This is a genomic window from Phytobacter sp. RSE-02, from assembly GCF_040578655.1.
In the GTDB taxonomy this organism is placed as follows: domain Bacteria; phylum Pseudomonadota; class Gammaproteobacteria; order Enterobacterales; family Enterobacteriaceae; genus Phytobacter; species Phytobacter diazotrophicus.
This window is the reverse complement of sequence record NZ_JBEULY010000005.1, coordinates 115,988-140,521: the sequence shown is the minus strand read 5'-3', so window position 1 is coordinate 140,521 and position 24,534 is coordinate 115,988. Positions and strand designations below refer to the sequence as shown.

The window sequence follows — 24,534 nt, the reverse complement described above, 5'->3', positions numbered from 1 at the left end:
TACTCGGTGTACGCCGGGGTGCCTGTGCGCTGGCCTTAATAAAACGGCTGCGCCAATAGCGCGTGTTGATACTGTGCAAAGCCGCAGAATGATACTGCAACATTACGCCGATGCAATGGTTATTTTTAACGCAATCGTTAACCTGGCTTGCGTCACAAAATGGGCAGCGTAAACTAATGCCGTTTTTTCCCGTGTGAGACGAAAATGACCGACCTCTTTACTACCGCCGACCATACTCTTGACGCGCTGGGGCTGCGTTGCCCTGAGCCGGTGATGATGGTGCGCAAAACCGTACGCAATATGCTGCCGGGTGAAACCCTGCTGGTGATTGCTGACGATCCGGCGACCACCCGTGACATTCCGGGGTTCTGCCGCTTTATGGAACACGAACTGGTGGCCCATGAGACGCAATCGCTGCCGTATCGCTATCTGGTGCGTAAAGGGCAATAACTCCCCATTACAGGCCGCGTTTTTACGCAGTTTGCGATCCTTGCCACCAATTTAAACCGCCGTTTCATTTTTTAGCGCTTTTTGTGAGGCGCTTCACCCTCGCTTTTCCAGCGGTAGTCTAGTTTTTAAGCGTAAAAATAAAACATTGTTTTAACATTTACCTTTCACTACCCTGGAGAAGACCCGATGAAAACGACTTTCAAGCCGTTGCTGGCCGCGTTGTGCCTGTCCACCGTGTCACTGTTATCTGTATCTGCCGTTAATGCGCAGACGATCAAAGCTGCCGATGTGCATCCGGAAGGCTATCCCAATATTGTTGCCGTGCAGAACATGGGTGAAAAACTCAAACAACAAACGGACGGCAAGCTGGAGATTAAAGTCTTTCCCGGCGGTGTTTTGGGTGATGAAAAACAGATGATCGAGCAGGCGCAAATGGGCGCTATCGACATGATTCGTGTCTCGATGGCACCCGTCGCCGCTATTCTCCCGGATATTGAAGTCTTCACCCTGCCGTATGTCTTCCGCGATGAAGACCATATGCATAAGGTCATTGATGGCGATATCGGTAAACAGATTGGCGATAAGCTGACGGCCAATCCGAAATCCCGACTGGTATTTCTGGGCTGGATGGACTCCGGCACGCGCAATCTCATCACTAAAAAACCTGTGGTTAAGCCCGAAGATCTGAACGGCATGAAAATTCGCGTGCAGGGCAGCCCCGTCGCTCTGGCAACGTTAAAACAGATGGGCGCTAACTCGGTGGCGATGGGGGTGAGCGAGGTCTATAGCGGCATGCAAACGGGGGTGATTGATGGCGCGGAAAATAACCCGCCGACGTTTATCGCCCATAACTATATGCCGGTTGCCAAAAACTATACCCTCAGCGGTCACTTTATCACCCCTGAAATGCTGCTCTACTCGAAAGTGAAATGGGACAAACTCAGCGCCGATGATCAGAAAAAAATCCTCACCCTGGCGCGTGAAGCACAGTTCGAACAGCGCAAACTCTGGGAAGCCTATACCCAGCAGGCGCTGGATAAAATGAAAGCGGGCGGCGTGCAATTTCATGACATTGATAAATCGGTGTTTATCAAAGCGACAGAGCCGGTGCGCGCCCAGTATGGCGATAAGCATCAGGATCTGATGAACGCTATCGCTGACGTCAAATAACCCCACTTTTCTGCGGAGAACGTATGTCAGAACTCTACTTAAAGTGGATGGATCGCCTGTACCTGCTTGCTATGACGGTGGCCGGTATATCACTGCTGGTGATGACGATTGTTATTCCGATTGGCATTTTCTCGCGTTACGTATTGAATCGCGGAGAGTCATGGCCGGAACCCATTGCCATCATCTGTATGGTCACTTTTACGTTCATTGGCGCGGCGGTGGGGTACCGCGCTGGTTCCCACATTGCGGTTAACATGCTCACGGATCGTCTGCCTGACACGCTAAAGGTGGTATGCGCGCGGCTTGTCGATCTGTTGATGCTGCTCATCTCTCTCATCATGTGCTGGTATAGCTACTGGCTGTGCGTTGAGCTGTGGGAACAACCTGTGGCGGAGTTTCCCCTGCTGACCTCAGGCGAAAGTTATCTGCCGTTGCCGATAGGTTCGGCCATTCTGATCCTGTTTGTGCTCGAACGGTTGTTGTTCGGCTCGCAGGAAAACCGCCCGGTCGTAATGATTGGCAACCATGGGTAAGGGGTGAACAATGGACGCATTTGTATTGTTATTCACCCTCGCCATTCTGCTGGCGCTGGGTATGCCGGTGGCGTTTGCCGTCGGGTTGAGTGCCGTTGCCGGCGCGCTGTGGATAGATCTTCCGCTGGAAGCGCTGATGATCCAGATAACCAGCGGGGTGAACAAATTCACGCTGCTGGCGATTCCGTTTTTTATTCTGGCGGGAGCGATCATGGCGGAGGGCGGCATCGCGCGGCGGCTGGTCAATTTTGCCTATCTGTTTGTCGGGTTCATTCGCGGCGGGTTGTCTCTGGTGAACATTGTCGCATCGACCTTTTTTGGCGCGATTTCCGGCTCCTCGGTGGCGGATACCGCCTCCATCGGTAGCGTGATGATCCCGGAAATGGAAAAGAAGGGCTACCCGCGCGAGTATGCGGCGGCGGTCACTGCCAGCGGATCGGTACAGGCGATTTTGATCCCACCCAGCCATAACTCCGTTATTTACTCGCTGGCGGCAGGAGGCACGGTATCCATCGCGTCGCTGTTTATCGCCGGCGTGCTGCCGGGTTTACTGCTGGGCCTGTGCCTGATGATTTTGTGTCTGGGTTTTGCCCACAAACGCGGTTACCCGAAAGGGGAGCGCATTCCTTTTAAGCAGGCCATCAGGACGTTTATTGATGCGTTATGGGGACTGATGACGGTGGTGATTATTCTCGGCGGGATTCTCTCCGGGATTTTTACCGCAACGGAGTCTGCCGCTGTTGCCTGTCTGTGGGCCTTCTTCGTCACCATGTTCATTTACCGTGACTATAAGTGGCGTGAACTGCCGAAGCTGATGTGTCGTACCGTGAAGACGGTCACCATCGTTATGATTCTTATCGGGTTTGCGGCTGCTTTTGGCGCGGTCATGACCTATATGCAGCTTCCGGTGCGCATCACCGAATTTTTCACGTCGTTGTCAGATAACAAATACGTGATTCTGATGTATCTGAATATCATGCTGTTGTTGATTGGCACCTTAATGGATATGGCACCGATCATCTTGATCCTGACACCAGTGCTATTGCCGGTAACGAATGCGCTGGGAATCGATCCGGTACATTTTGGCATGATCATGATGGTCAACCTCGGGATCGGATTGATTACTCCACCGGTGGGATCGGTGTTGTTCGTCGCCAGTGCGGTGAGTAAGCAGAAGATTGAAACGGTGGTGAAAGCGATGCTGCCGTTTTATGCGATGCTGCTGATTGTGCTGGGGATGGTGACCTATATTCCGGCGATATCTCTCTGGCTGCCAGGCGTGCTGGGAATGCAGTAAAAACTTCCCGGGTGCGGCTGATGCCTTACCCGGGCTACGGTAAAAGAGTAGATACTGTGAACGTCTTCAACCTTGTTAGCCATGGCTGACTCGTTTTCCCGCATGACAACCACAGCGACATCTTTGTGCCCCCCTGGCGCAGAGCGTGCAGCGAGGGGGTTGAGTCCCCGCTGAAATCGGTGAGACGAAGACCCGATGGCAAGGTCAGGCCGCCAGGGATGGCGGACTGAGGTTTGTCGAGACAGGCCGTCGAGTCAAACCGACCGCAGGCAGCGGGGCGGGAGGCGAACGCAGTGCGAAGCACCGATTTTTTGCGGGGCCGCGGGGATTGTAAAGGGGAACGCGGTGTTCCCCTTTACCCGTTCACGTGTCCGGAGGTGACATTTCGCCATGAACATAAGGTGAACGGAACCCACTTTCCGAGCCGCATATTCCCCTCACCCCAACCCTCTCCCCAGGGGAGAGGGAGAAAACCGGTGGTAGCCCGGGTTAGCGAAGCGACATCCGTGATTTTTTTATTTGCGTAATAAACGCAGTGCGTTGGCGGTTACCAATACCGTCGCGCCGGTATCTGCCAGTACCGCCAGCCACAGGCCCGTTATCCCCAGCAATGTTGTTACCAGGAAAATCGCTTTCAGCCCCAGAGCGATAGCAATGTTCTGCCGGATATTGGCCTGTGTGGCGCGGGCAAGATGAATCATCTGCGCCAGTCCGGTGAGGCGGTTATGGGTTAACGCCGCATCGGCGGTTTCCAGCGCCACGTCCGTCCCGCTGCCCATCGCAATGCCTATCGTCGCGGCTTTCATCGCCGGGGCATCGTTAATGCCGTCACCAATCATCGCCAGCGGAGCATCCTTATTGAGCAAGGTGACTGCGCTCACTTTATCTTCGGGTAATAGCCCGGCGCGGAAGTCCATCTGCAACTCTCCGGCAATGGCGGCAGCGGCACGCGGGTTGTCACCCGTTAACATCACCCCCTCCACGTCCAGATTACGCAGTGCGGCGATGGCTTCCCGCGCATCCTCTCGCAGGGTGTCGCGCAGCGACAGGGAGCCAATAGCGACGCCATTACACAGGGCGACGATCACCGTTTCCCCCTGGCTTTCGCGGGCATTGATATCCGCCAATAGCGCCGCATCCAGCGCCTCTGGCGGCAGCTTATCCGGCGCGCTCAGGCGGATGTGCTGGCCCTCCACCTGCGCTTCAATACCTTTACCTGTCAGGGTGCGCTGTTCGGTAGCCAGCGGCAGCACCCGTTTGCGCGTCAGGGCTTCCTGCACAATAGCCTGCGCCAGTGGATGGGTCGACCCCTGCTCCACGGCAGCACTCAATGTCAGCAGTGTCTCTTCATTAACCCCGGCAAGTGGATACACGCCGACAACCTGCGGTTTACCGACGGTCAATGTGCCGGTTTTATCAAACGCCACATGCTGAATACGACCGAGTTGTTCCAGCGCTGCGCCGCCTTTAATCAGCGCCCCATGACGTGCCGCCGCTGCCAGGCCTGAGGTAATGGCGGCAGGCGTTGAGATAACCAGCGCGCACGGGCAACCGATCAGCAGCAACGTCAGCCCTTTGTAGATCCACGCCAGCCAGTTTGCCGCGAACAGTAGGGGCGGCAGCACGGCGACCAGCAGGGCGATGACCATAATCACCGGGGTATAAATCCGGCTAAAGCGATCGATAAAGCGCTCAATAGGCGCGCGGCGCTCCTCGGCTTCTTCTATCAGCTTGAGGATACGATCAATGGCACTTTCACCGGGGCGGGAAACCACTTCCAGCGTCACCAGTCTGTCAACGCTTGTCGCCCCCGCAGGAATACTCTCGCCGTTGCTGTGCTCGACGGGCAGGGATTCACCGGTTAATGCGCTTTCATCAAAGCTGGCGAACGGCGTTAAAAGCTTGCCATCAGCCGGTAAACGCCCGCCAGCCGGGACCTCGATAACATCGCCGGGGCGCAATGCCTGAGCACTAACGGTCTGCCGCTCCCCCTTGTGGATGCGTGTGGCGGTATCGGGTTTTAGCGCCATCAGCGCGCTCACCCCTTTTCGTGCGCGACTGGCCGCCCAACCTTCAAGCCGTTCGCCCACCAGGAACAGCAGCAGCACCATGACGGCTTCTGCCGTCGCACCGATAAACAGCGCACCGATAGCGGCAACGCTCATCAGGGTTTCAATAGCAAACCAGCTACCGCTGCGCATCAGGCGCAATGCCTGGCGCGCAATGGGAAAGAGCCCCACCAGGGTCGTCACGATAAAGGCCGTCTGGCCCAGCGGATGGTTAAACTGCTCCAGCAGCCAACTGATACCCATCAGCACAATCAGGATCAGAAGCGGCATATTTTCCTGCCAGCGCGACGGCGCAGCCGCTTTGGGGGCGTTTTCATCCTGCACGGCGTACCCGGCCTGTTGCACGGCTTTTTCTACCTGCTTGCGGATATCGTTATCGGCAATCACCGTGAGTTTTTCGGTGGCAAAGGCGACCTGCACCTGATTAACCCGGGCTATCTGGCGGACGGCATTTTCCACCTTACGGGCGCAGGCTGCGCAGTCCATCCCTGTCACCAGCCAGCTATAACGTTCGCCGTTGGCGCTTTCGAGGGGCGCCTCAGGCGTTTCACAGGGGATGTCGCACGTGCAGAGCGCGGTTTTCTCCGCCAATGGGCGAAGTTTCATGGCCGCAAACTGCGGGGGTTTTTTATTATCGAGGGGTGTCATGGCATCCTCCGGTGAATGATAATTTTCTCATTAACCGGAGGATACACTCTGGAGTCGACTCCAGAGTCAAGCGTTTTAAATGTACAGCGAACGCACGATCAGGAAGTGCCCGGCAAAGTAGCAGGCTGCGGAAATCGCGTTATCGGCACGGAAGCGGCGACGGTAATGGCTACCCAGCCAGACAACGTTGCTGATTAGCAGCAGCGCCGCGCCAACAAAGGCAGAGAGCGCCGGGCTGGTGGGACGGAAGAACCACAGCTCACCGGCCAGCCAGACCATCACCAGCGTCATGGCGATAAATGTGCAAACGGGCAAACGCAGCTCTTCCAGGCGCGACCAAATCACCGCAATCAGCAGGGCGCCAACGATCAGCAGCACCACCGGCAACGGCCAGAAGAAGGAGAGCGACATCTGCGTGGCAAAATAGATGGTGTAAAGCAGGTGGGCGAGGAAGAAGGCGCCAATGGCGTAGAGCAGTTGCTGGCGCGGCAGTAGGGTTAGCGCATCGCCAATCAGCGAGGCGCACAGCCCGGCAAGCACAAGGTAGCTGATGGCATCAAACATCGGGGCTTGCCAGGCCAGTAATAACAGCAGCAGCAGCGTGACAGGTTTAAATACCCAACGCTGCCAGACAGGCCCACGGTAGGAAGCGTCAACATACAGCCAGGCGGAAAAACAGACAGCAATAAATGACCAAAGCATAATAAGTCCCTGAATCCGTTATTGTATCGCGAGCACCATGCCCACGGCTCTACTAATGAGTTTAGTGGTCGTAGCAGGTGAATGACAATGTTACGGAAGACAGGGGAATCTTAAAAATGTGCCATTTATTTTTTTGCTTTCAGTTTTTTCAGCCAGATAAGCAGCTCAAAAACGCCAAAGACAAAGATGCGAAACTCTTCGAACCGTGTCATTTGCGGACCGTCTTTCGGCAGCGTTTTTTTCATCATCGTCGCCTGAATGGCGTGCATAAACACGGTGAAAAACAGCGCCACGTTGACGAAAATATTGAGCGGCTTAGGAAACGGGGAAAACAGGTTCAGCAGTAAAAAAGCCCAGACAAAGAGCATTAACAGCCGTCCCAGATTAATCAGTATGCTCATTTTCCTCTCCTTGTGATTCACGCTGATATAAGCGGTAGGCGACCTGACCCGCGACTTTCTCCCGGTGCAAATTCCAGCTTGCAGGCACCAGCGGCAGGCCATTCTCTACTTCACTTTCGACATAGATTAGCGCGCCATTGGCCAGCCAGCCGTTGTTTTCCAGCAGGGTTAAGGTCTCTTCGAGCATCCCTTTGCGAAACGGCGGATCGACAAACACGATATCATGCGGCGTGCCGCTTTGAGCCAGCCAGGCCAGGGTATTCCCGGTGACCACTTTGCCGTTGGCGGCTTTTAATGTCGCCAGGTTTTGCTGCAATTGCTGGGCGACCCCGCGTTCCATTTCTAGCAGTGTGGCGCTGGCGGCGTAGCGTGACAAGGCCTCTAAGCCCAGCGCGCCGCTGCCGGCAAAGCAGTCGAGACAACGCGCGTCGACCATGGACGGCGCCAGCCAGTTAAATAGGGTTTCGCGCACACGGTCAGTTGTCGGGCGCAATCCGGGGCTGTCCGGCACCGGGAGTTTGCGTCCCCGCCATTGCCCACCAATAATACGTATCTGGCCGGTGGCGGCCCGATTGGGTTTCTTCATGGTCATCGCTTAGCTCATCATTTCGGCCTGCTATTCTAGCGGCGCCCGGCGCGGCGCGAAACCTTAATCCGCAGGCGGTGATGCGAGTTAAGGAAAGTGATAGACTATCTCTCTAATTAACCCTATTTTTCAGCCCTGTTGCGCCAGTACGGGCTGCGCCATGAATAAACCGCGAGGAGTGTAGTCGCAAATGGCAGATGAGAAGAAACGTGGCTTTTTTTCCTGGCTGGGCTTTGGGCAAAAAGATCAGGTAAAAGAAAAAGAAGTGGAGCAGGCAGCCGAAACGCAGCCGCCGCATACCCAGGAAGAGAGCGAAACCTTTGCAGAAGAGGTCGTTGAGGTTACTGAAAAACTGGTTGAAAGCGAAAAGCCACAGCCAGTAGAAGAGGAACCACAACCTGAGGTCGTGGCGCGCGAAGAACTGCCGCTGCCGGAAGAGGTGAGCGAACCGGAAGGTGCCGCGCAAGAGTGGCAGCCGGAGCAGGAGCCTGTCGACGAAGATGCGCCGATCAGCGATGAAGAGCTGGAAGCCCAGGCTCTGGCTGCGGACGCGGCTGAGGAAGCGCTGGTGGTGGTGCCGGTTGACGAACCTGCAGAAGAGGTTGTGGAAGAGACCGTTGTTGAACAAGAGAAGCCGACTAAAGAGGGTTTCTTCGCGCGACTCAAACGCAGCCTGCTGAAAACCAAAGAGAATCTCGGTTCCGGATTTATCAGTCTGTTCCGTGGCAAAAAAATCGACGATGATCTCTTTGAAGAGCTGGAAGAGCAGTTACTGATTGCCGACGTCGGGGTAGAAACCACCCGTAAAATCATTACGAGTCTGACGGAAGGCGCGTCGCGCAAACAACTGCGTGATGCCGAGGCACTGTATGGTTTGCTCAAAGAAGAGATGGGTGACATCCTTGCCAAAGTTGATGAACCGCTGAATGTTGAAGGCAAAACACCGTTTGTTATTCTGATGGTTGGCGTCAATGGGGTGGGTAAAACGACCACCATTGGTAAACTGGCGCGTCAGTTTGAACAACAGGGTAAATCGGTGATGCTGGCGGCTGGCGACACCTTCCGTGCTGCGGCGGTTGAGCAGTTGCAGGTGTGGGGGCAGCGTAACAATATTCCGGTTATCGCCCAGCATACGGGGGCCGACTCCGCCTCGGTGATTTTCGATGCCATCCAGGCCGCCAAAGCGCGTCATGTGGATGTGCTCATCGCCGATACCGCCGGGCGCTTGCAGAATAAAGCGCACCTGATGGAAGAGTTGAAAAAGATCGTCCGCGTGATGAAAAAGCTGGACGAAGACGCACCGCATGAGGTGATGCTGACCATCGATGCCAGTACCGGGCAGAATGCGATAAGCCAGGCCAAACTGTTCCATGAAGCCGTTGGCCTGACGGGTATCACCCTTACCAAGCTGGACGGTACGGCGAAGGGCGGTGTGATTTTCTCGGTAGCGGATCAGTTTGGCATTCCTATCCGCTACATCGGGGTCGGCGAACGTATTGAGGATCTACGTCCGTTTAACGCGGGCGATTTTATAGAGGCACTTTTTGCCCGAGAGGATTAACAATGATTCGCTTTGAACACGTCAGCAAAGCCTATCTCGGTGGGAGACAAGCGTTGCAGGGGGTGACATTCCATCTGCAACCGGGCGAGATGGCCTTTCTGACCGGCCACTCCGGCGCAGGGAAGAGTACCCTGCTCAAGCTTATCTGTGGCATTGAGCGGCCAAGCGCCGGGAAAATCGTCTTTGGCGGGCACGATATTACGCGCCTGAAAAACCGGGAAGTGCCGTTTCTGCGTCGGCAGATCGGGATGATTTTCCAGGATCACCATTTGCTGATGGACAGGACGGTTTATGACAACGTGGCTATCCCGTTGATCATTGCCGGGGCCAGCGGTGACGACATTCGTCGCCGTGTTTCCGCAGCACTGGACAAGGTAGGTCTGCTCGACAAAGCGAAGAGTTTTCCGATTCAGCTTTCCGGTGGTGAACAACAGCGCGTGGGTATTGCCCGCGCGGTAGTGAACAAACCTGCGGTACTGCTGGCGGACGAACCGACCGGTAACCTGGACGACGCCCTTTCCGAAGGGATTTTACGTCTGTTTGAGGAGTTCAATCGTGTTGGGGTCACTGTGTTAATGGCGACGCACGATCTGGGGCTGATTTCCCGGCGTTCGTACCGCATGCTGACTTTAAGCGATGGCCATTTGCATGGAGGCCTGGCGGGTGAATAAGCGTGATGCATTGAATCAAATGCGGCAATTTGGCAGCAAACTGGATCGTTTTCGTAAATCGGCGAGCGGTACCGCTGATGCAGGCCGTAACGCGCCGCGCCGTGGTAAAGGTGCGCCGAAAGTCAGTTCGCGTAAAACCAACGTTTTCAACGAACAGGTGCGTTATGCCTTCCAGGGCGCGTTACAGGACCTGAAAAGCAAACCTTTTGCCACGTTCCTGACGGTAATGGTGATTGCCATTTCCCTGACGCTGCCGAGTGTCTGCTATATGGTGTACAAAAACGTTAACCAGGCCGCCTCGCAGTATTATCCGTCACCGCAAATTACAGTCTATTTCGATAAGGCGCTGGATGACGACGCAGCGGCTCAGGTGGTAGGGCAGCTCCAGGCGGAGCAGGGTGTGGAGAAGGTCAACTACCTGTCCCGTGAGGATGCGCTCGGCGAGTTCCGCAACTGGTCTGGTTTTGGCGGCGCGCTGGATATGCTGGAAGAGAACCCGTTGCCTGCGGTGGCGGTGGTGATCCCCAAGCTCGACTTCCAGAGCACGAATGCGCTAAATACGCTGCGTGACCGTATTTCGAAACTGCACGGTATTGATGAAGTGCGGATGGACGACAGCTGGTTTGCCCGTCTTGCGGCGCTAACCGGGCTGGTTGGTCGGGTATCGGCAATGATTGGTGTGCTGATGGTAGCGGCGGTGTTCCTCGTTATCGGCAACAGCGTGCGTCTTAGCATCTTTGCCCGCCGCGATACGATCAACGTGCAAAAACTGATTGGCGCAACGGACGGTTTTATTCTGCGTCCTTTCCTGTACGGTGGAGCGCTGTTGGGCTTTAGTGGCGCCTTCCTGTCACTGATTCTTTCTGAGATTCTGGTGCTACGGCTCTCCTCTGCGGTGAGCGAGGTGGCGCAGGTATTCGGAACGAAGTTCGATCTGAACGGCCTGTCGTTCGATGAATGCCTGCTGTTGCTGCTGGTGTGCTCAATGATTGGCTGGGTTGCTGCCTGGCTGGCAACTGTGCAACATTTACGTCACTTTACTCCGCAGTAAAAAAAGTCTGATATACTCTTTCCCTGCAATGCAGTATTCCCGTCGCAGGGAAAGCGTATAGCGCATATCTCCTTTCCTTTGCCGCGGTTTTTCATTCTTATGTCACATTTTGTGCCTAATTTATTCACAATCCAGCCTGGAACTTGTGGATAAAATCACTGTCTGATACAAGAGTGGATGCTATTCTCGTTGCTCATTAACGCTGGCATGTGTGTTGCCTGATGGGGACAGACCGCCGCCAGTCGAATGTAATTTGAGAGGATTTGAATGACCAAAGAAATGCAAACTTTAGCTTTAGCCCCTGTTGGTAACCTGGAATCTTATATCCGGGCCGCTAACGCATGGCCGATGTTGACGGCTGATGAAGAAAGGGCACTGGCTGAAAAGCTGCATTACCAGGGCGATCTGGAAGCAGCTAAGAAGCTGATCCTGTCACACCTGCGCTTTGTTGTTCATATTGCTCGTAACTATTCGGGCTATGGTCTGCCGCAGGCGGATCTGATCCAGGAAGGTAATATCGGCCTGATGAAAGCCGTACGTCGCTTCAACCCTGAAGTGGGTGTGCGCCTCGTCTCTTTCGCCGTGCACTGGATTAAAGCTGAGATTCACGAATACGTGCTGCGTAACTGGCGTATTGTGAAAGTCGCGACCACGAAAGCACAGCGTAAGTTGTTCTTTAACCTGCGTAAAACCAAGCAGCGTCTGGGCTGGTTTAACCAGGACGAAGTGGAAATGGTTGCCCGTGAACTGGGCGTGACCAGCAAAGACGTGCGTGAAATGGAATCACGTATGGCGGCGCAGGACATGACTTTCGATATGTCGCCAGATGATGAATCTTCCGATAGCCAGCCTATGGCACCGGTACTCTATCTGCAGGATAAATCGTCTAACTTTGCGGATGGCATTGAAGACGACAACTGGGAAGAGCAGGCAGCTAATAAGCTGACGGATGCGATGCAGGGTCTCGACGAGCGTAGCCAGGCCATTATTCGTGCTCGCTGGTTGGATGAAGAGAACAAAACAACGCTGCAGGAACTGGCAGATCGTTACGGTGTTTCCGCTGAGCGTGTGCGTCAGTTGGAAAAGAACGCGATGAAGAAACTGCGTGCCGCGATCGAAGCGTAACGCTGTGCGTTAAAGAATGGGCCGGGTCAGCGAGAGCTACCCGGCTTTTTGTTTTCTGGCGTTCAGTTTTTTGCTTTCAGGGCCGGGTTTATATAGTCCGGATAAGGCGACGCCACCTCCGGAGTCAGGCAGGCCAGTAAGATCTGGAACGCCGATTCCATCTCTTCTTCCTCCATGGCGGCAAACCCCATTAACAACCCTTTCAACGGCTTATCGCCAGAGTAGTACCGCGACAGCGCTCGCACCAGAATACCTCGCTCATTCGCGCGCCTGGCAAGGGCAACATCATCACACTCTGCGGGCAGTGAAAGCACCAGGTGCAGCCCGGCATTGTCGTTATATTCGCTCAGCGCCTCTTTACCCAGCGCCTCGACAATCAGGCTTGCCAGTCGGGCGCGTCGGCGGGCATAGAGCAGACGCATCCGTCGGATATGTGCCGTGTAATGCCCCTCGGTAATAAACTGCGCCAGCGCCTCCTGGTCCAGCAACCGGCCGCCGCGATACAGCTCTGCATGCGCCGTCTTTAACGCCTGCATCAGGGGGCGCGGCAACACCAGATAACCCAGACGCAGACCGGGGTAGAGCGTTTTGCTGAATGTCCCGGTGTAGATAACCGGCGCGTCATCAACCAGCCCCTGGAGCGCGGGGATCGGCTGACCGGAAAAGCGAAATTCGCTGTCGTAATCATCCTCAACAATCCAGCTTCCCGTCTGCCGGGCAAGCGCCAGCAGGCGCTGGCGTCGCTCCAGGCTCATGACGCAGCCCAGCGGGTACTGATGAGAGGGGGTTACAAATATCAGCCGGGGTGGCGTGTTTCCGCTCTCCGGTGGCTGCATACCGGAAAGATCGACGTCGATAGCCTGGAGTTCGACACCGTTCATCGTCAATACGTTACGAATGCCCCAGTAGGCTGGCTCTTCAATCCATGCGCTATCGCCGGGATTACACAACATGCGCGATACCAGATCGATGGCCTGGTGAATACCCTCAGTTATCAGGATTTGCCCGGCGCTACAGCGCACGGAGCGGGTAACGCGCAGATATTCCACCAGCGCCTGCTGCAATGCCTGGCTACCACCTGCATCGCTGTAAGAGAGTTGGCTGGCCTGCGGTTTACGGCTGATACGTGCCTGGATTTTACGAAACAGGGCATGTGGAAAGGCGCTGACATCGGGCACTCCGGGTAAAAATGCCCCCCACTGGCGTGGGCTGGCACTGCTTTTTTGCAATAACGCCTGGCCGCGTGAGGAAAGATGAGAAGGAAGATCGCCCGCACCGTGTCCGGCAGGCGACAGCGGCGCCGTGAGCAGGCTATCCGGCACCGTCTGTGCCACAAAGGTGCCGCTTCCGGCACGGGAAACGACATATCCTTCCGCCACAAGCTGTTCGTAAACCGTCAGTACCGTGTTGCGCGAAAGGTGGAGTTCTGCGGCTAAATCCCGGCTCGGCGGCAGACGGCTTTGCGGGGGCAGACTCCCTTCGAGGATCGACAGGCGAATCGCGTTATATAATTTCTTATGCAGTTTGCCTTCGGTTTGTTCGTCCAGACGCAACTGCAGTAAATCACACACAAGCGAACGCAAATTGGATCCCTTAATTATTCAAAACTGGTACTCGATTATAGGACCGCTTGTGTCATTGTTGCAAAACAGGGTTGCTGCGAAATGAATCAATGACGGGGGAGTTTAAGGTGAAGAATAACGAATTACATCAACGCCGTTTACAGGCGACACCGCGTGGTATTGGCGTAATGTGCGGCTTCTATGCCGAGAAAGCAGAAAATGCCACTCTGTGGGATGTGGAAGGCAACGAAGTCATCGATTTCGCCGCCGGGATTGCGGTGCTCAATACCGGCCATCGCCATCCTAAAATTGTCGCAGCAGTGGAAAAACAGTTGCAGGCCTTTACCCATACGGCTTATCAGATTGTCCCTTACGAAAGCTACGTCTCGCTGGCGGAACGCATTAACGAACGCGTACCGGTAGAGGGCCCGGCCAAAACGGCCTTTTTCTCGACCGGGGCGGAAGCGCTGGAAAACGCGGTCAAAATCGCCCGCGCCTATACCAAACGTCCTGGTGTGATTACTTTCGGCGGCGGTTTCCACGGACGTACCTATATGACCATGGCGCTGACCGGCAAAGTGGCACCGTACAAAATCGGTTTTGGCCCGTTCCCTGGTTCCATTTTCCATGCGCAATTCCCGAATGCGCTGCACGGCGTCAGTACCGAAGACGCGATGAAAAGTCTGGATCGTATTTTTAAAGCGGATATCGCCCCCGATCAGGTTGCAGCCATTTTACTGGAGCCGGTACAGGGCGAAGGCGGCTTTAATATCGCGCCTGACGACTTTATGCAGGCGCTGCGTAAGCTGTGTGATACCCATGGGATTTTGTTGATTACCGATGAAGTGCAGTCCGGCTTTGCGCGTACCGGTAAACTCTTCGCGGTGGAACATTACAGCGTTAAACCCGACTTGATCACCATGGCCAAAAGCCTGGCGGGCGGCCTGCCGCTGTCAGCAGTGGCAGGGCGTGCGGAGGTGATGGACGCACCCGCGCCGGGGGGATTAGGCGGTACTTATGCCGGTAACCCGCTGGCCGTAGCCGCTGCGCATGCCGTGATGGATGTGATTGAAGAGGAAAACCTGTGCGAACGCGCGAACCACCTGGGTAAGCATCTGGTTGAGGTGCTGACCAAAGCGAAAGCGGACTGTCCGTACATTGCGGATATTCGCGCCCAGGGTTCCATGGTGGCCGTGGAGTTTAACGATCCGCAAAGCGGTGAACCGTCGGCGGAATTCACAAAACAGGTGCAGGATAAGGCGCTGGCCGCCGGGCTGTTGCTGTTGAGTTGCGGTGTCTACGGTAACGTGATTCGCTTCCTCTATCCGCTGACCATTCCGGAAGTTCAGTTCCGTAAGGCGCTGGATATTATCTACCAGTCACTGACTCACTAATTGACCTGATCAATGAAAGCCGCCGCCTGGCGGCTTTCTTACTCACTGTCATCCGCCTGTTATATAACCTTCAAAATTGTTGTTCCAAATTTCAGAAAATGGGGTATGTTTTAGCAGAGAATGCTGCCAAGACACGGGCGGCATCCGTGCTGGCTACTATCATATTCTTTGCTTATGACCGTCAGCAAAATAATGTGTCGAACAACAACATCACAACAAATGCAATCACCATAAACAATGGGGAATCTCAGGATGAATATGAAGGGTAAAGCGTTACTGGCAGGATGTGTCGCGTTAGCGATGAGCAACATGGCATTCGCGAAAGATATTAAAGTTGCTGTCGTGGGTGCGATGTCTGGCCCGGTTGCGCAATACGGTGATCAGGAGTTTACTGGCGCTGAGCAGGCTGTTGCTGATATCAATGCCAAAGGCGGTATCAAAGGCGACAAGCTGGTTATCACTAAATATGATGATGCGTGCGACCCGAAACAAGCCGTTGCAGTAGCGAACAAAGTGGTTAACGACGGCATCAAATACGTTATTGGTCACCTGTGCTCCTCTTCCACTCAGCCTGCGTCCGATATTTATGAAGACGAAGGTATTCTGATGATTACGCCAGCAGCGACCGCACCTGAGCTGACCGCTCGCGGTTATAAACTGACTCTGCGTACCACCGGTCTGGACTCTGATCAGGGCCCGACGGCTGCAAAATACATTCTGGAACACGTTAAACCGCAGCGCATTGCTGTTATCCACGATAAACAGCAGTACGGCGAAGGTCTGGCGCGTGCTGTGCAGGATGGCCTGAAAAAAGGTGGCGCGAACGTGGTGTTCTTTGACGGTATCACCGCTGGCGAGAAAGACTTCTCCACGCTGGTTGCGCGTCTGAAAAAAGAGAACATCGACTTCGTTTACTACGGTGGCTACCACCCGGAAATGGGCCAGATCCTGCGTCAGTCTCGTGCTGCCGGTCTGCAAACCAAATTCATGGGGCCGGAAGGCGTAGCGAACGTTTCCCTGTCTAACATCGCGGGCGATTCTGCCGAAGGCATGTTAGTAACCAAACCGAAAAACTACGATCAGGTTCCGGCGAACAAACCTATCGTAGACGCGATCAAAGCGAAGAAACAGGATCCGAGCGGCGCGTTCGTGTGGACCACCTACGCTGCGCTGCAGTCTCTGGCGGCTGGCCTGAACCAGTCCTCCGACCCGGCGGCTATCGCAACCTGGCTGAAAGGCAACACTGTTGAGACCGTTATGGGACCATTGTCCTGGGATCAGAAGGGTGATCTGAAAGGCTTTGAGTTTGGCGTGTTTACCTGGCATGCGAATGGTACCGCGACTGACGCGAAATAAACCCTGACCGTCGCCTTTCGCACCGCAAGCGCGTTGGCTGCATCCGTTAACCCCGGTCACTTACTGATGTAAGCTCCCGGGGATTAACGTCCTTGCCGCCTTCTTGCAGCACGAAATTCTTGGTCAGCGCAGAACGACAAAAGTGAGCTTTGTATCTCTGTCGCCTTTCGCACCGCAAGCGCGTTGGCTGCATCCGTTAACCCCGGTCACTTACTGATGTAAGCTCCCGGGGATTAACGTCCTTGCCGCCTTCTTGCAGCACGAAATTCTTGGTCAGCGCAGAACGACAAAAGTGAGCTTTGTATCTCTGTCGCCTTTCGCACCGCAAGTGCGTTGGCCGCGTCCGTTAACCCCGGTCACTTACCCATCTCCCTCTCCCCGTGGGAGAGGGTCGGGGTGAGGGTATCAGGCCGCACGGAGATAAATGCAAACGGCAACCTGAGGGTTGCCGTTTTTACATCTTTGCGGTTTCCCGGATGCGCTACGCTTATCCGGCTACGCGTCTATATGCTTCACCCAGCCATCATTCTGCGCGGTAAAGCCCGTCGCCTGAGCGAATGCGGCCATCACGCTACGATCTTCTACGCCGGCTTCGGTAATCCACCAGGTAGTGACCGATGGATTATCGCGGATCACTTCTTCGAGCAAATATTGGCCAACCCCGCGGCGACGGGTGACGTCACGTACGCGCAGGGAATCCAGTGCCGCCTGGGTACCACTCAGGGTCACGCGAACAGCGCCTAATAATCGGTCGTTAAAACGCGCCGCATAAATAAGGTGCGTTTCGTCAACTTCCAGCGATGCAGGGGAGTATTCCGGCCAGACTTTAGCTAAATCAATAAGATCCTGCTCGGTAAAACTTACCAGACGGATAATGGTCAATTTCATTCACAGCTTGTCCATGTCTCAAAAGATAACTGCAGTGTAAACAATTTCCTCTGACGTGGGCTGTTACTTTTTCATTTTTCGGTTTGCAGGCGATTACTTTTGAGGCTGGCGTTGCGGCAGATTTAAACATTAGGGATTGAAAAACAGGCAGCATTTTCCCCTGAAAGGTAGCGTTTTATTCCGCTCATTGTGCCATTATTTTATGCTGTAAACTGAACTTTTTTGGTTTATCTCTAGCGGAATTCAGAATATTATCTCTGCTTAATCGCCTGAAAAATAGAGTATTTAGTCTGGTTTTTGCCAAAAAACTGCGCTAAACCATTCATGGCACTGGTAAAAATAGCGTTGTCTATAAAAAGTACAGAATGCTTTTTAACCATAAAAAAACAATATATTTACACACGACATCACGAACGAGGATTTTAGAATGAGAAGGAACGCGAAGACATTAATCGCGGGGATGGTTGCACTTGCGATGTCTCACGCGACCATGGCGAAGGATATAAAAGTTGCGGTTGTGGGGGCGATGTCCGGGCCGATTGCTCAATGGGGCGATATGGAGTTCAACGGTGCGCGCCAGGCCATCAAAGATATCAACGCTAAAGGCGGCGTTAAGGGCGACAAACTGGTCGCTGTGGAATACGACGACGCCTGTGACCCGAAACAAGCCGTTGCGGTGGCGAATAAAGTCGTTAACGACGGCATCAAATACGTTATTGGACATCTCTGCTCATCGTCAACGCAGCCTGCGTCTGACATCTACGAAGACGAAGGCATTCTGATGATCTCCCCCGGCGCGACCAATCCGGAACTCACCCAGCGCGGTTATCAGCACATTATGCGTACCGCAGGGCTGGACTCCTCTCAGGGGCCGACTGCCGCGAAATATATCCTCGGCACGGTGAAGCCGCAGCGCATTGCCATCATTCACGACAAGCAGCAGTACGGTGAAGGTCTGGCGCGTTCCGTTCAGGAAGGGCTGAAAGCTGGCGGTGCGAACATCGTTTTCTTTGACGGTATCACCGCTGGTGAGAAAGACTTCTCCGCGCTGGTTGCTCGTCTTAAGAAAGAAAATATCGATTTTGTCTACTACGGTGGTTATTACCCGGAAATGGGACAAATTCTGCGTCAGGCGCGTGCGAATGGCCTGCAGACCCAGTTTATGGGGCCGGAAGGTGTAGGTAACGCATCCCTTTCCAACATCGCGGGCGATGCGGCGGAAGGCATGCTGGTAACGATGCCGAAGCGCTACGATCAGGATCCGGCTAACCTGGCCATCGTCGATGCGTTAAAAGCCGAGAAGAAAGACCCGAGTGGTCCGTATGTCTGGATCACCTATGCCGCAGTGCAGTCACTGGCGCAGGCAATGGAGCGTTCTGGCAGTAATGAACCGCTCGCGCTGGTGAAAGATTTAAAAGCTAACGGAGCTAAAACCGTGATTGGGCCGCTGAACTGGGATGAGAAAGGCGATTTGAAAGGATTTGATTTCGGAGTCTTCCAGTGGCACGCCGATGGTTCGTCCACGGTAGCCAAATAAGGCAACCACTCATCATACTTCGCGCCGCAGATGCGTTGGCTGCGTTTATCCTCCCCGGTCACGTACGACTTGTACGCTTCCGGGGATGAACAAACTTGCCGCCTTCCTGCAACTCGAATTATTTAGAGTGGGGGTTCAACATCCCGGCTTGTCGGGTTTAGAAAGGTTACGTTATGTCCGAGCAGTTTCTCTACTTCTTGCAGCAGATGTTTAACGGCGTGACGCTGGGAAGCACCTATGCATTGATCGCCATCGGTTACACCATGGTGTATGGCATTATCGGCATGATCAACTTCGCCCACGGCGAGGTCTATATGATCGGCAGTTATGTCTCCTTTATGATTATTGCCGCTTTGATGATGATGGGAATCGACGCCAGTTGGCTGTTGATTACCGCAGGCTTTGTCGGCGCTATCGTCATTGCCAGTGCTTATGGCTGGAGTATTGAGCGCGTGGCTTACCGCCCGGTGCGCAACTCCAAACGCCTGATTGCACTGATTTCCGCCATTGGGATGTCAATCTTCCTGCAAAACTATGTCAGCCTGACCGAAGGTTCACGTGACGTGGCGTTGCCGAGCCTGTTTAACGGTCAGTGGACGGTTGGTAGCAGTGAAAATTTCGCGGCCACCATCACCACCATGCAACTGGTTATCTGGATCGTGACCTTTGTTTCGATGCTGGCCCTGACGGTGTTTATCCGTTATTCCCGCATGGGCCGCGCCTGTCGCGCCTGTTCAGAAGACCTGAAAATGGCGAGCCTGCTTGGCATCAATACTGACCGCGTGATTGCTCTGACTTTTGTGATTGGTGCAGCGATGGCGGCAGTGGCGGGCGTGTTGCTCGGTCAGTTCTATGGCGTAATCAACCCCTATATCGGCTTTATGGCGGGGATGAAGGCCTTTACCGCAGCGGTGTTGGGCGGGATCGGTAGCATTCCGGGTGCAATGATCGGCGGCCTGATTCTGGGCATCACCGAAGCACTCTCCTCGGCGTACCTGAGTACGGAATATAAAGACGTTGTGGCCTTTGCCCTGCTGATCGTCGTGCTGCTGGTGATGCCGACCGGTATCCTGGGCCGCCCGGAGGTTGAAAAAGTATGAAACCGATGCATTTTGCGATGGCATTGCTCTCCGCCGCCATGTTTTTCGTGCTGGCGGGCGTCTTTATGGGCGTGCAGTTAGAGCTGGATGGCACGAAGCTGGTGGTTAACACCGCAGCGAGCATTCGCTGGGAATGGGTGTTCATTGGCACTGCGGTGGTCTTTTTCTTCCAGTTGCTGCGCCCTGTTTACCAAAAGACGCTGAAAAACGTCTCGGGGCCGAAATTCATTCTGCCTGCGATCGACGGTTCGACCGTTAAACAGAAACTCTTCCTGGTGGCCCTGCTGGTGGCTGCCGTGGCATGGCCGTTTGTGGTGTCGCGCGGTACGGTGGATATCGCCACCATGACTATGATTTACATCATCCTCGGCCTTGGGCTGAACGTGGTGGTGGGGCTGTCCGGTCTGCTGGTGCTGGGTTATGGCGGTTTCTACGCTATCGGCGCCTACACCTTCGCACTGCTTAACCACTATTATGGTCTCGGTTTCTGGACATGTCTGCCGCTGGCGGGCCTGGTATCGGCGGCGGCCGGCTTTCTGCTTGGCTTCCCGGTACTGCGTCTGCGCGGAGATTACCTGGCGATTGTCACCCTCGGTTTCGGCGAAATCGTCCGTATCCTGCTGCTGAACAATACCGAAATTACCGGTGGCCCGAACGGGATCAGCCAGATTCCGAAGCCGACGCTGTTCGGTCTGGAGTTTAGCCGTACCGCGCGCGAGGGGGGGTGGGATACATTCAGCAACTTCTTTGGCGTGCCTTATGACCCCAGCGACCGTGTCGTCTTCCTCTATATGGTTGCGCTGCTGCTGGTCGTACTCACCCTGTTTGTGATTAACCGTTTGCTGCGTATGCCGCTCGGCCGTGCCTGGGAAGCGCTGCGTGAAGACGAAATTGCCTGCCGGTCTCTGGGCCTCAACCCGACTCGCATCAAACTGACTGCCTTCACTATCAGCGCCGCGTTTGCTGGTTTTGCCGGTACGCTGTTTGCCGCGCGCCAGGGTTTTGTCAGCCCGGAGTCCTTCACCTTTGCGGAGTCTGCCTTTGTGCTGGCCATTGTGGTGCTGGGCGGTATGGGTTCGCAGTTTGCGGTTATCCTGGCAGCGATTCTGCTGGTGGTTTCCCGCGAGCTGATGCGCGATTTCAATGAATACAGCATGTTGATGCTGGGTGGATTGATGGTACTGATGATGATTTGGCGTCCTCAAGGCTTACTGCCGATGACCCGTCCGCAACTGAAACTGAAAAACGGTCAGGCAAAGGGAGAACAGGCATGAGTCAGCCATTGTTATCCGTAAACGGCCTGATGATGCGCTTTGGCGGCCTGCTGGCCGTCAACAATGTGGCGCTGGATTTACATCCGCAGGAAATCGTCTCGCTGATTGGCCCAAACGGTGCGGGAAAAACCACCGTCTTTAACTGCCTGACCGGTTTCTACAAACCGACGGGCGGCACCATTATGCTGCGTGACCAACATCTGGAAGGGCTGCCGGGCCAGCAAATTGCCCGCATGGGCGTAGTGCGTACTTTCCAGCACGTGCGTCTGTTCCGTGAAATGACGGTGATTGAAAACCTGCTGGTGGCACAGCATCAGCAACTGAAAACCGGTGTCTTCTCCGGTCTGCTGAAAACGCCATCTTTCCGCCGCGCGCAGAGTGAAGCACTGGATCGTGCTGCCATCTGGCTTGAGCGCATTGGTCTGCTTGAGCATGCCAACCGTCAGGCAAGTAACCTGGCCTATGGCGACCAGCGTCGTCTGGAGATTGCCCGTTGCATGGTGACGCAGCCGGAAATCCTGATGCTGGACGAACCGGCTGCAGGGCTGAACCCGAAAGAGACCAAAGAGCTGGACGAGTTAATCGTTGAGCTGCGTAACAACCACAACACCACCATCCTGCTCATCGAGCATGATATGAAGCTGGTGATGGGGATCTCCGATCGTATTTATGTCGTCAACCAGGGCACGCCACTGGCTAACGGTACGCCGGAAGAAATTCGTAACAACCCGGACGTGATCCGCGCATACCTTGGTGAGGCATAAGATGGAAAAAGTCATGTTGTCCTTTGACAAAGTTAGCGCCCACTACGGCAAAATCCAGGCGCTGCATGATGTCAGCCTGCATATCAATCAGGGTGAGATTGTCACCCTGATCGGTGCCAACGGCGCGGGTAAAACCACGTTGCTGGGGACCCTGTGTGGCGATCCGCGCGCGACCAGCGGTCGTATTGTGTTTGATGACAAAGACATTACCGACTGGCAGACGGCGAAAATTATGCGCGAAGCGGTGGCGATTGTGCCGGAAGGGCGTCGCGTCTTCTCCCGTATGACCGTGGAAGAGAACCTGGCGATGGGCGGCTTCTTTGCCGACCGCGACCAGTTCCAGGATCGCATCAAGTGGGTCTACGAGCTATTCCCGCGTCTGCATGAGCGTCGTATTCAGCGTGCGGGCACGATGTCCGGCGGTGAACAGCAGATGCTAGCAATTGGCCGTGCGCTGATGAGCCAGCCGCGCTTGCTGCTGCTCGACGAACCTTCTCTGGGTCTTGCGCCGATCATCATTCAGCAGATTTTCGATACTATCGAACAACTGCGCAAAGAAGGGATGACCATCTTCCTCGTCGAACAGAACGCCAACCAGGCGCTGAAACTCGCCGATCGCGGCTACGTGCTGGAAAACGGTCATGTCGTGCTGGAAGATACCGGCGATGCGCTGCTGGCGAACGAAGCGGTGCGTAGCGCCTATCTGGGCGGTTAATAAAAGCAAAACGGCAGCCATCAGGCTGTCGTTTTTAGTGTTTTTTCCCTCTCCCCGAGGGTGAGGGCATCAGGCCGCACATCCTAATATATTTTCCCCTCTGCTTTCATGAATCCATCATCTCTCTGACGTCTGGCTGTCACTCTATTGTAATTAAAAGATTATTTTTCTGTCATTCGAGCATGTCATGTTACCTCGCGAGCATAAAACGCGTGATATCGCGCATCCGGCACAACAAGAGAGAAAACCGAATGACACCGTTACGACACACAGCTTTAGGACTGGCTCTTGGGTTGATCTTTGCAGGCAACGCAATGGCTGTCACGACAATCCCATTCTGGCATTCCATGGAAGGCGAGTTAGGCAAAGAAGTCGACTCCCTGGCGCAACGTTTTAACGACACCCACCCGGATTACAAAATTGTGCCGGTGTACAAAGGTAACTACGAGCAGAGCCTGAGTGCGGGTATCGCTGCGTTCCGTACCGGTAATGCGCCCGCTCTGCTGCAGGTGTATGAAGTGGGTACGGCGACCATGATGGCATCGAAAGCCATTAAGCCGGTCTATGAAGTATTTAAAGACGCGGGTATCAACTTTGATGAATCTCAGTTTGTGCCGACTGTTGCCGGCTACTACACCGATTCTAAAACGGGTCACCTGCTGTCTCAGCCGTTCAACAGTTCCACGCCGGTGCTGTATTACAACAAAGATGCCTTCAAAAAAGCGGGCTTAGATCCGGAGCAGCCACCAAAAACCTGGCAGGATCTGGCTGCGTACACGGCCAAACTGAAAGCCACAGGGATGAAGTGCGGTTACGCCAGCGGCTGGCAGGGCTGGATTCAGATTGAAAACTTCAGCGCCTGGCACGGCCTGCCGGTTGCGACCAAAAACAACGGTTTCGACGGTACGGATGCGGTTCTGGAGTTCAACAAACCAGAGCAGGTGAAACACATCGCCATGCTCGAAGAACTGAACAAGAAAGGCGATTTCAGCTACTTCGGTCGTAAAGACGAGTCTACCGAGAAGTTCTATAACGGTGACTGCGCGATTACTACTGCCTCCTCTGGCTCGCTGGCGGATATCCGTCATTACGCCAAATTTAACTACGGTGTAGGCATGATGCCTTACGACGCTGACGTGAAAGGCGCACCGCAGAACGCCATCATTGGCGGGGCCAGCCTGTGGGTTATGCAGGGCAAAGATAAGCCGACCTATACCGGTGTTGCGCAGTTCCTTGAGTTCCTGGCTAAACCGGAAATCGCTGCTGAATGGCACCAGAAAACCGGCTACCTGCCGATTACTACCGCTGCATATGATCTGACCCGTAAAGAAGGTTTCTATGACAAGAACCCGGGTGCGGACATCGCAACGCGTCAGATGCTGAACAAGCCGCCGTTGCCGTTCACCAAAGGTCTGCGTCTGGGCAACATGCCGCAGATTCGTACCATTGTGGATGAAGAACTGGAAAGCGTCTGGACCGGTAAGAAAACGCCGCAGCAGGCACTGGATTCGGCTGTAGAGCGTGGTAATCAGCTACTTCGCCGCTTCGAGCAGTCGACTAAGTCTTAATAGCTTACACCCTCACCCCGGCCCTCTCCCTGAAAGGGAGAGGGAGCAAACCCACCCCTCGCCCCTGTGGGGAGAGGGTTAGGGTGAGGGGAAAATACAACTCAGAGCATAA

22 protein-coding genes are annotated in these 24,534 nt (G+C 54.6%); 16 read left to right on the top strand and 6 right to left on the bottom strand.

Annotated features, from left to right (window positions below; all coding sequences use genetic code 11):
* Positions 1–204 precede the first annotated feature (204 nt).
* The 4 genes from tusA (at position 205) to ABU190_RS13060 (ending at position 3,450) form a co-directional block, all read left to right on the top strand.
* Positions 205–450 carry a sulfurtransferase TusA gene (gene tusA, locus ABU190_RS13075; RefSeq protein WP_041851324.1) on the top strand — a complete coding sequence of 82 codons (246 nt, stop codon included), beginning with the start codon at positions 205–207 and terminating at the stop codon, positions 448–450.
* A 186-nt stretch (positions 451–636) separates the two neighbouring features.
* On the top strand, positions 637–1,620 hold the full coding sequence (locus tag ABU190_RS13070) for a TRAP transporter substrate-binding protein (RefSeq protein ID WP_296440145.1): 984 nt from the start codon (positions 637–639) through the stop codon (positions 1,618–1,620).
* 23 nt (positions 1,621–1,643) lie between these two features.
* On the top strand, positions 1,644–2,153 hold the full coding sequence (locus ABU190_RS13065; RefSeq protein ID WP_354691540.1) for a TRAP transporter small permease: 510 nt from the start codon (positions 1,644–1,646) through the stop codon (positions 2,151–2,153).
* Positions 2,154–2,163: 10 nt separating this feature from the next.
* Positions 2,164–3,450 (top strand): TRAP transporter large permease, encoded by a 1,287-nt coding sequence (locus tag ABU190_RS13060; protein WP_354691539.1) that lies wholly within the window; start codon positions 2,164–2,166, stop codon positions 3,448–3,450.
* Between the two features lie 515 nt (positions 3,451–3,965).
* Here the strand turns inward: ABU190_RS13060 and zntA are convergent.
* The 4 genes from zntA to rsmD all read right to left on the bottom strand — a co-directional run bounded on the left by zntA (position 3,966) and on the right by rsmD (position 7,856).
* Positions 3,966–6,167: a Zn(II)/Cd(II)/Pb(II) translocating P-type ATPase ZntA gene (gene zntA, locus ABU190_RS13055; protein ID WP_354691538.1), complete on the bottom strand. Its 2,202-nt coding sequence runs from the start codon at positions 6,165–6,167 to the stop codon at positions 3,966–3,968.
* 75 nt (positions 6,168–6,242) lie between these two features.
* A complete protein-coding gene (locus ABU190_RS13050; RefSeq protein ID WP_041851329.1) occupies positions 6,243–6,869 on the bottom strand; it encodes a lysoplasmalogenase in 627 nt (208 codons plus the stop codon).
* Between the two features lie 125 nt (positions 6,870–6,994).
* A complete protein-coding gene (locus ABU190_RS13045) occupies positions 6,995–7,270 on the bottom strand; it encodes a DUF1145 family protein (RefSeq protein ID WP_041851330.1) in 276 nt (91 codons plus the stop codon).
* The gene (gene rsmD / locus ABU190_RS13040; protein WP_354691663.1) at positions 7,254–7,856 is read right to left on the bottom strand and encodes a 16S rRNA (guanine(966)-N(2))-methyltransferase; all 603 of its coding nucleotides are present in this window, start codon (positions 7,854–7,856) and stop codon (positions 7,254–7,256) included. The genes ABU190_RS13045 and rsmD overlap by 17 nt, the downstream gene beginning before the upstream one ends.
* A 190-nt stretch (positions 7,857–8,046) precedes the next feature.
* On the opposite strand from rsmD, the gene ftsY reads away from it, so the two are divergent.
* From ftsY to rpoH, 4 genes are all read left to right on the top strand, one after another.
* Positions 8,047–9,417, top strand: coding sequence for a signal recognition particle-docking protein FtsY (gene ftsY, locus ABU190_RS13035; protein WP_354691537.1), 1,371 nt, complete (start codon positions 8,047–8,049; stop codon positions 9,415–9,417).
* Positions 9,418–9,419: 2 nt separating this feature from the next.
* Entirely contained in the window at positions 9,420–10,088 is a 669-nt protein-coding gene (gene ftsE / locus ABU190_RS13030) for a cell division ATP-binding protein FtsE (RefSeq protein WP_041851332.1), read from the top strand.
* A complete protein-coding gene (gene ftsX / locus ABU190_RS13025; protein WP_354691536.1) occupies positions 10,081–11,139 on the top strand; it encodes a permease-like cell division protein FtsX in 1,059 nt (352 codons plus the stop codon). The genes ftsE and ftsX overlap by 8 nt, the downstream gene beginning before the upstream one ends.
* Positions 11,140–11,406: 267 nt before the next feature.
* Positions 11,407–12,264: an RNA polymerase sigma factor RpoH gene (gene rpoH / locus ABU190_RS13020; protein WP_041851334.1), complete on the top strand. Its 858-nt coding sequence runs from the start codon at positions 11,407–11,409 to the stop codon at positions 12,262–12,264.
* A 62-nt stretch (positions 12,265–12,326) separates the two neighbouring features.
* Here the strand turns inward: rpoH and ABU190_RS13015 are convergent, their stop codons facing one another.
* Positions 12,327–13,847, bottom strand: a complete 1,521-nt coding sequence (locus ABU190_RS13015; protein ID WP_354691535.1) for a PLP-dependent aminotransferase family protein — start codon at positions 13,845–13,847, stop codon at positions 12,327–12,329.
* A gap of 107 nt (positions 13,848–13,954) precedes the next feature.
* Between ABU190_RS13015 and ABU190_RS13010 the strand changes: the two genes are divergently transcribed.
* Both ABU190_RS13010 and ABU190_RS13005 read left to right on the top strand, forming a co-directional pair.
* A complete protein-coding gene (locus ABU190_RS13010) occupies positions 13,955–15,220 on the top strand; it encodes a 4-aminobutyrate--2-oxoglutarate transaminase (RefSeq protein WP_108702273.1) in 1,266 nt (421 codons plus the stop codon).
* A 252-nt stretch (positions 15,221–15,472) separates the two neighbouring features.
* Positions 15,473–16,576 (top strand): branched-chain amino acid ABC transporter substrate-binding protein, encoded by a 1,104-nt coding sequence (locus ABU190_RS13005; RefSeq protein ID WP_162303313.1) that lies wholly within the window; start codon positions 15,473–15,475, stop codon positions 16,574–16,576.
* Positions 16,577–17,071: 495 nt separating this feature from the next.
* Here the strand turns inward: ABU190_RS13005 and panM are convergent, their stop codons facing one another.
* Positions 17,072–17,464: an aspartate 1-decarboxylase autocleavage activator PanM gene (panM, locus tag ABU190_RS13000; protein WP_041851336.1), complete on the bottom strand. Its 393-nt coding sequence runs from the start codon at positions 17,462–17,464 to the stop codon at positions 17,072–17,074.
* A 427-nt stretch (positions 17,465–17,891) separates the two neighbouring features.
* On the opposite strand from panM, the gene livK reads away from it, so the two are divergent.
* From livK to ugpB, 6 genes are all read left to right on the top strand, one after another.
* On the top strand, positions 17,892–19,001 hold the full coding sequence (gene livK, locus ABU190_RS12995; protein WP_354691534.1) for a high-affinity branched-chain amino acid ABC transporter substrate-binding protein LivK: 1,110 nt from the start codon (positions 17,892–17,894) through the stop codon (positions 18,999–19,001).
* 173 nt (positions 19,002–19,174) lie between these two features.
* Entirely contained in the window at positions 19,175–20,101 is a 927-nt protein-coding gene (gene livH / locus ABU190_RS12990) for a high-affinity branched-chain amino acid ABC transporter permease LivH (protein ID WP_354691533.1), read from the top strand.
* Positions 20,098–21,375, top strand: coding sequence for a branched chain amino acid ABC transporter permease LivM (gene livM / locus ABU190_RS12985; RefSeq protein WP_041851339.1), 1,278 nt, complete (start codon positions 20,098–20,100; stop codon positions 21,373–21,375). The genes livH and livM overlap by 4 nt, the downstream gene beginning before the upstream one ends.
* Positions 21,372–22,139 carry a high-affinity branched-chain amino acid ABC transporter ATP-binding protein LivG gene (gene livG, locus ABU190_RS12980; RefSeq protein ID WP_041851340.1) on the top strand — a complete coding sequence of 256 codons (768 nt, stop codon included), beginning with the start codon at positions 21,372–21,374 and terminating at the stop codon, positions 22,137–22,139. The genes livM and livG overlap by 4 nt, the downstream gene beginning before the upstream one ends.
* 1 nt (position 22,140) lies before the next feature.
* A complete protein-coding gene (gene livF, locus ABU190_RS12975; RefSeq protein ID WP_354691532.1) occupies positions 22,141–22,854 on the top strand; it encodes a high-affinity branched-chain amino acid ABC transporter ATP-binding protein LivF in 714 nt (237 codons plus the stop codon).
* Positions 22,855–23,105: 251 nt separating this feature from the next.
* Complete coding sequence (ugpB, locus tag ABU190_RS12970; protein WP_041851342.1) at positions 23,106–24,422, top strand: sn-glycerol-3-phosphate ABC transporter substrate-binding protein UgpB; 1,317 nt, start codon at positions 23,106–23,108, stop codon at positions 24,420–24,422.
* The last annotated feature ends 112 nt before the right edge of the window (positions 24,423–24,534 follow it).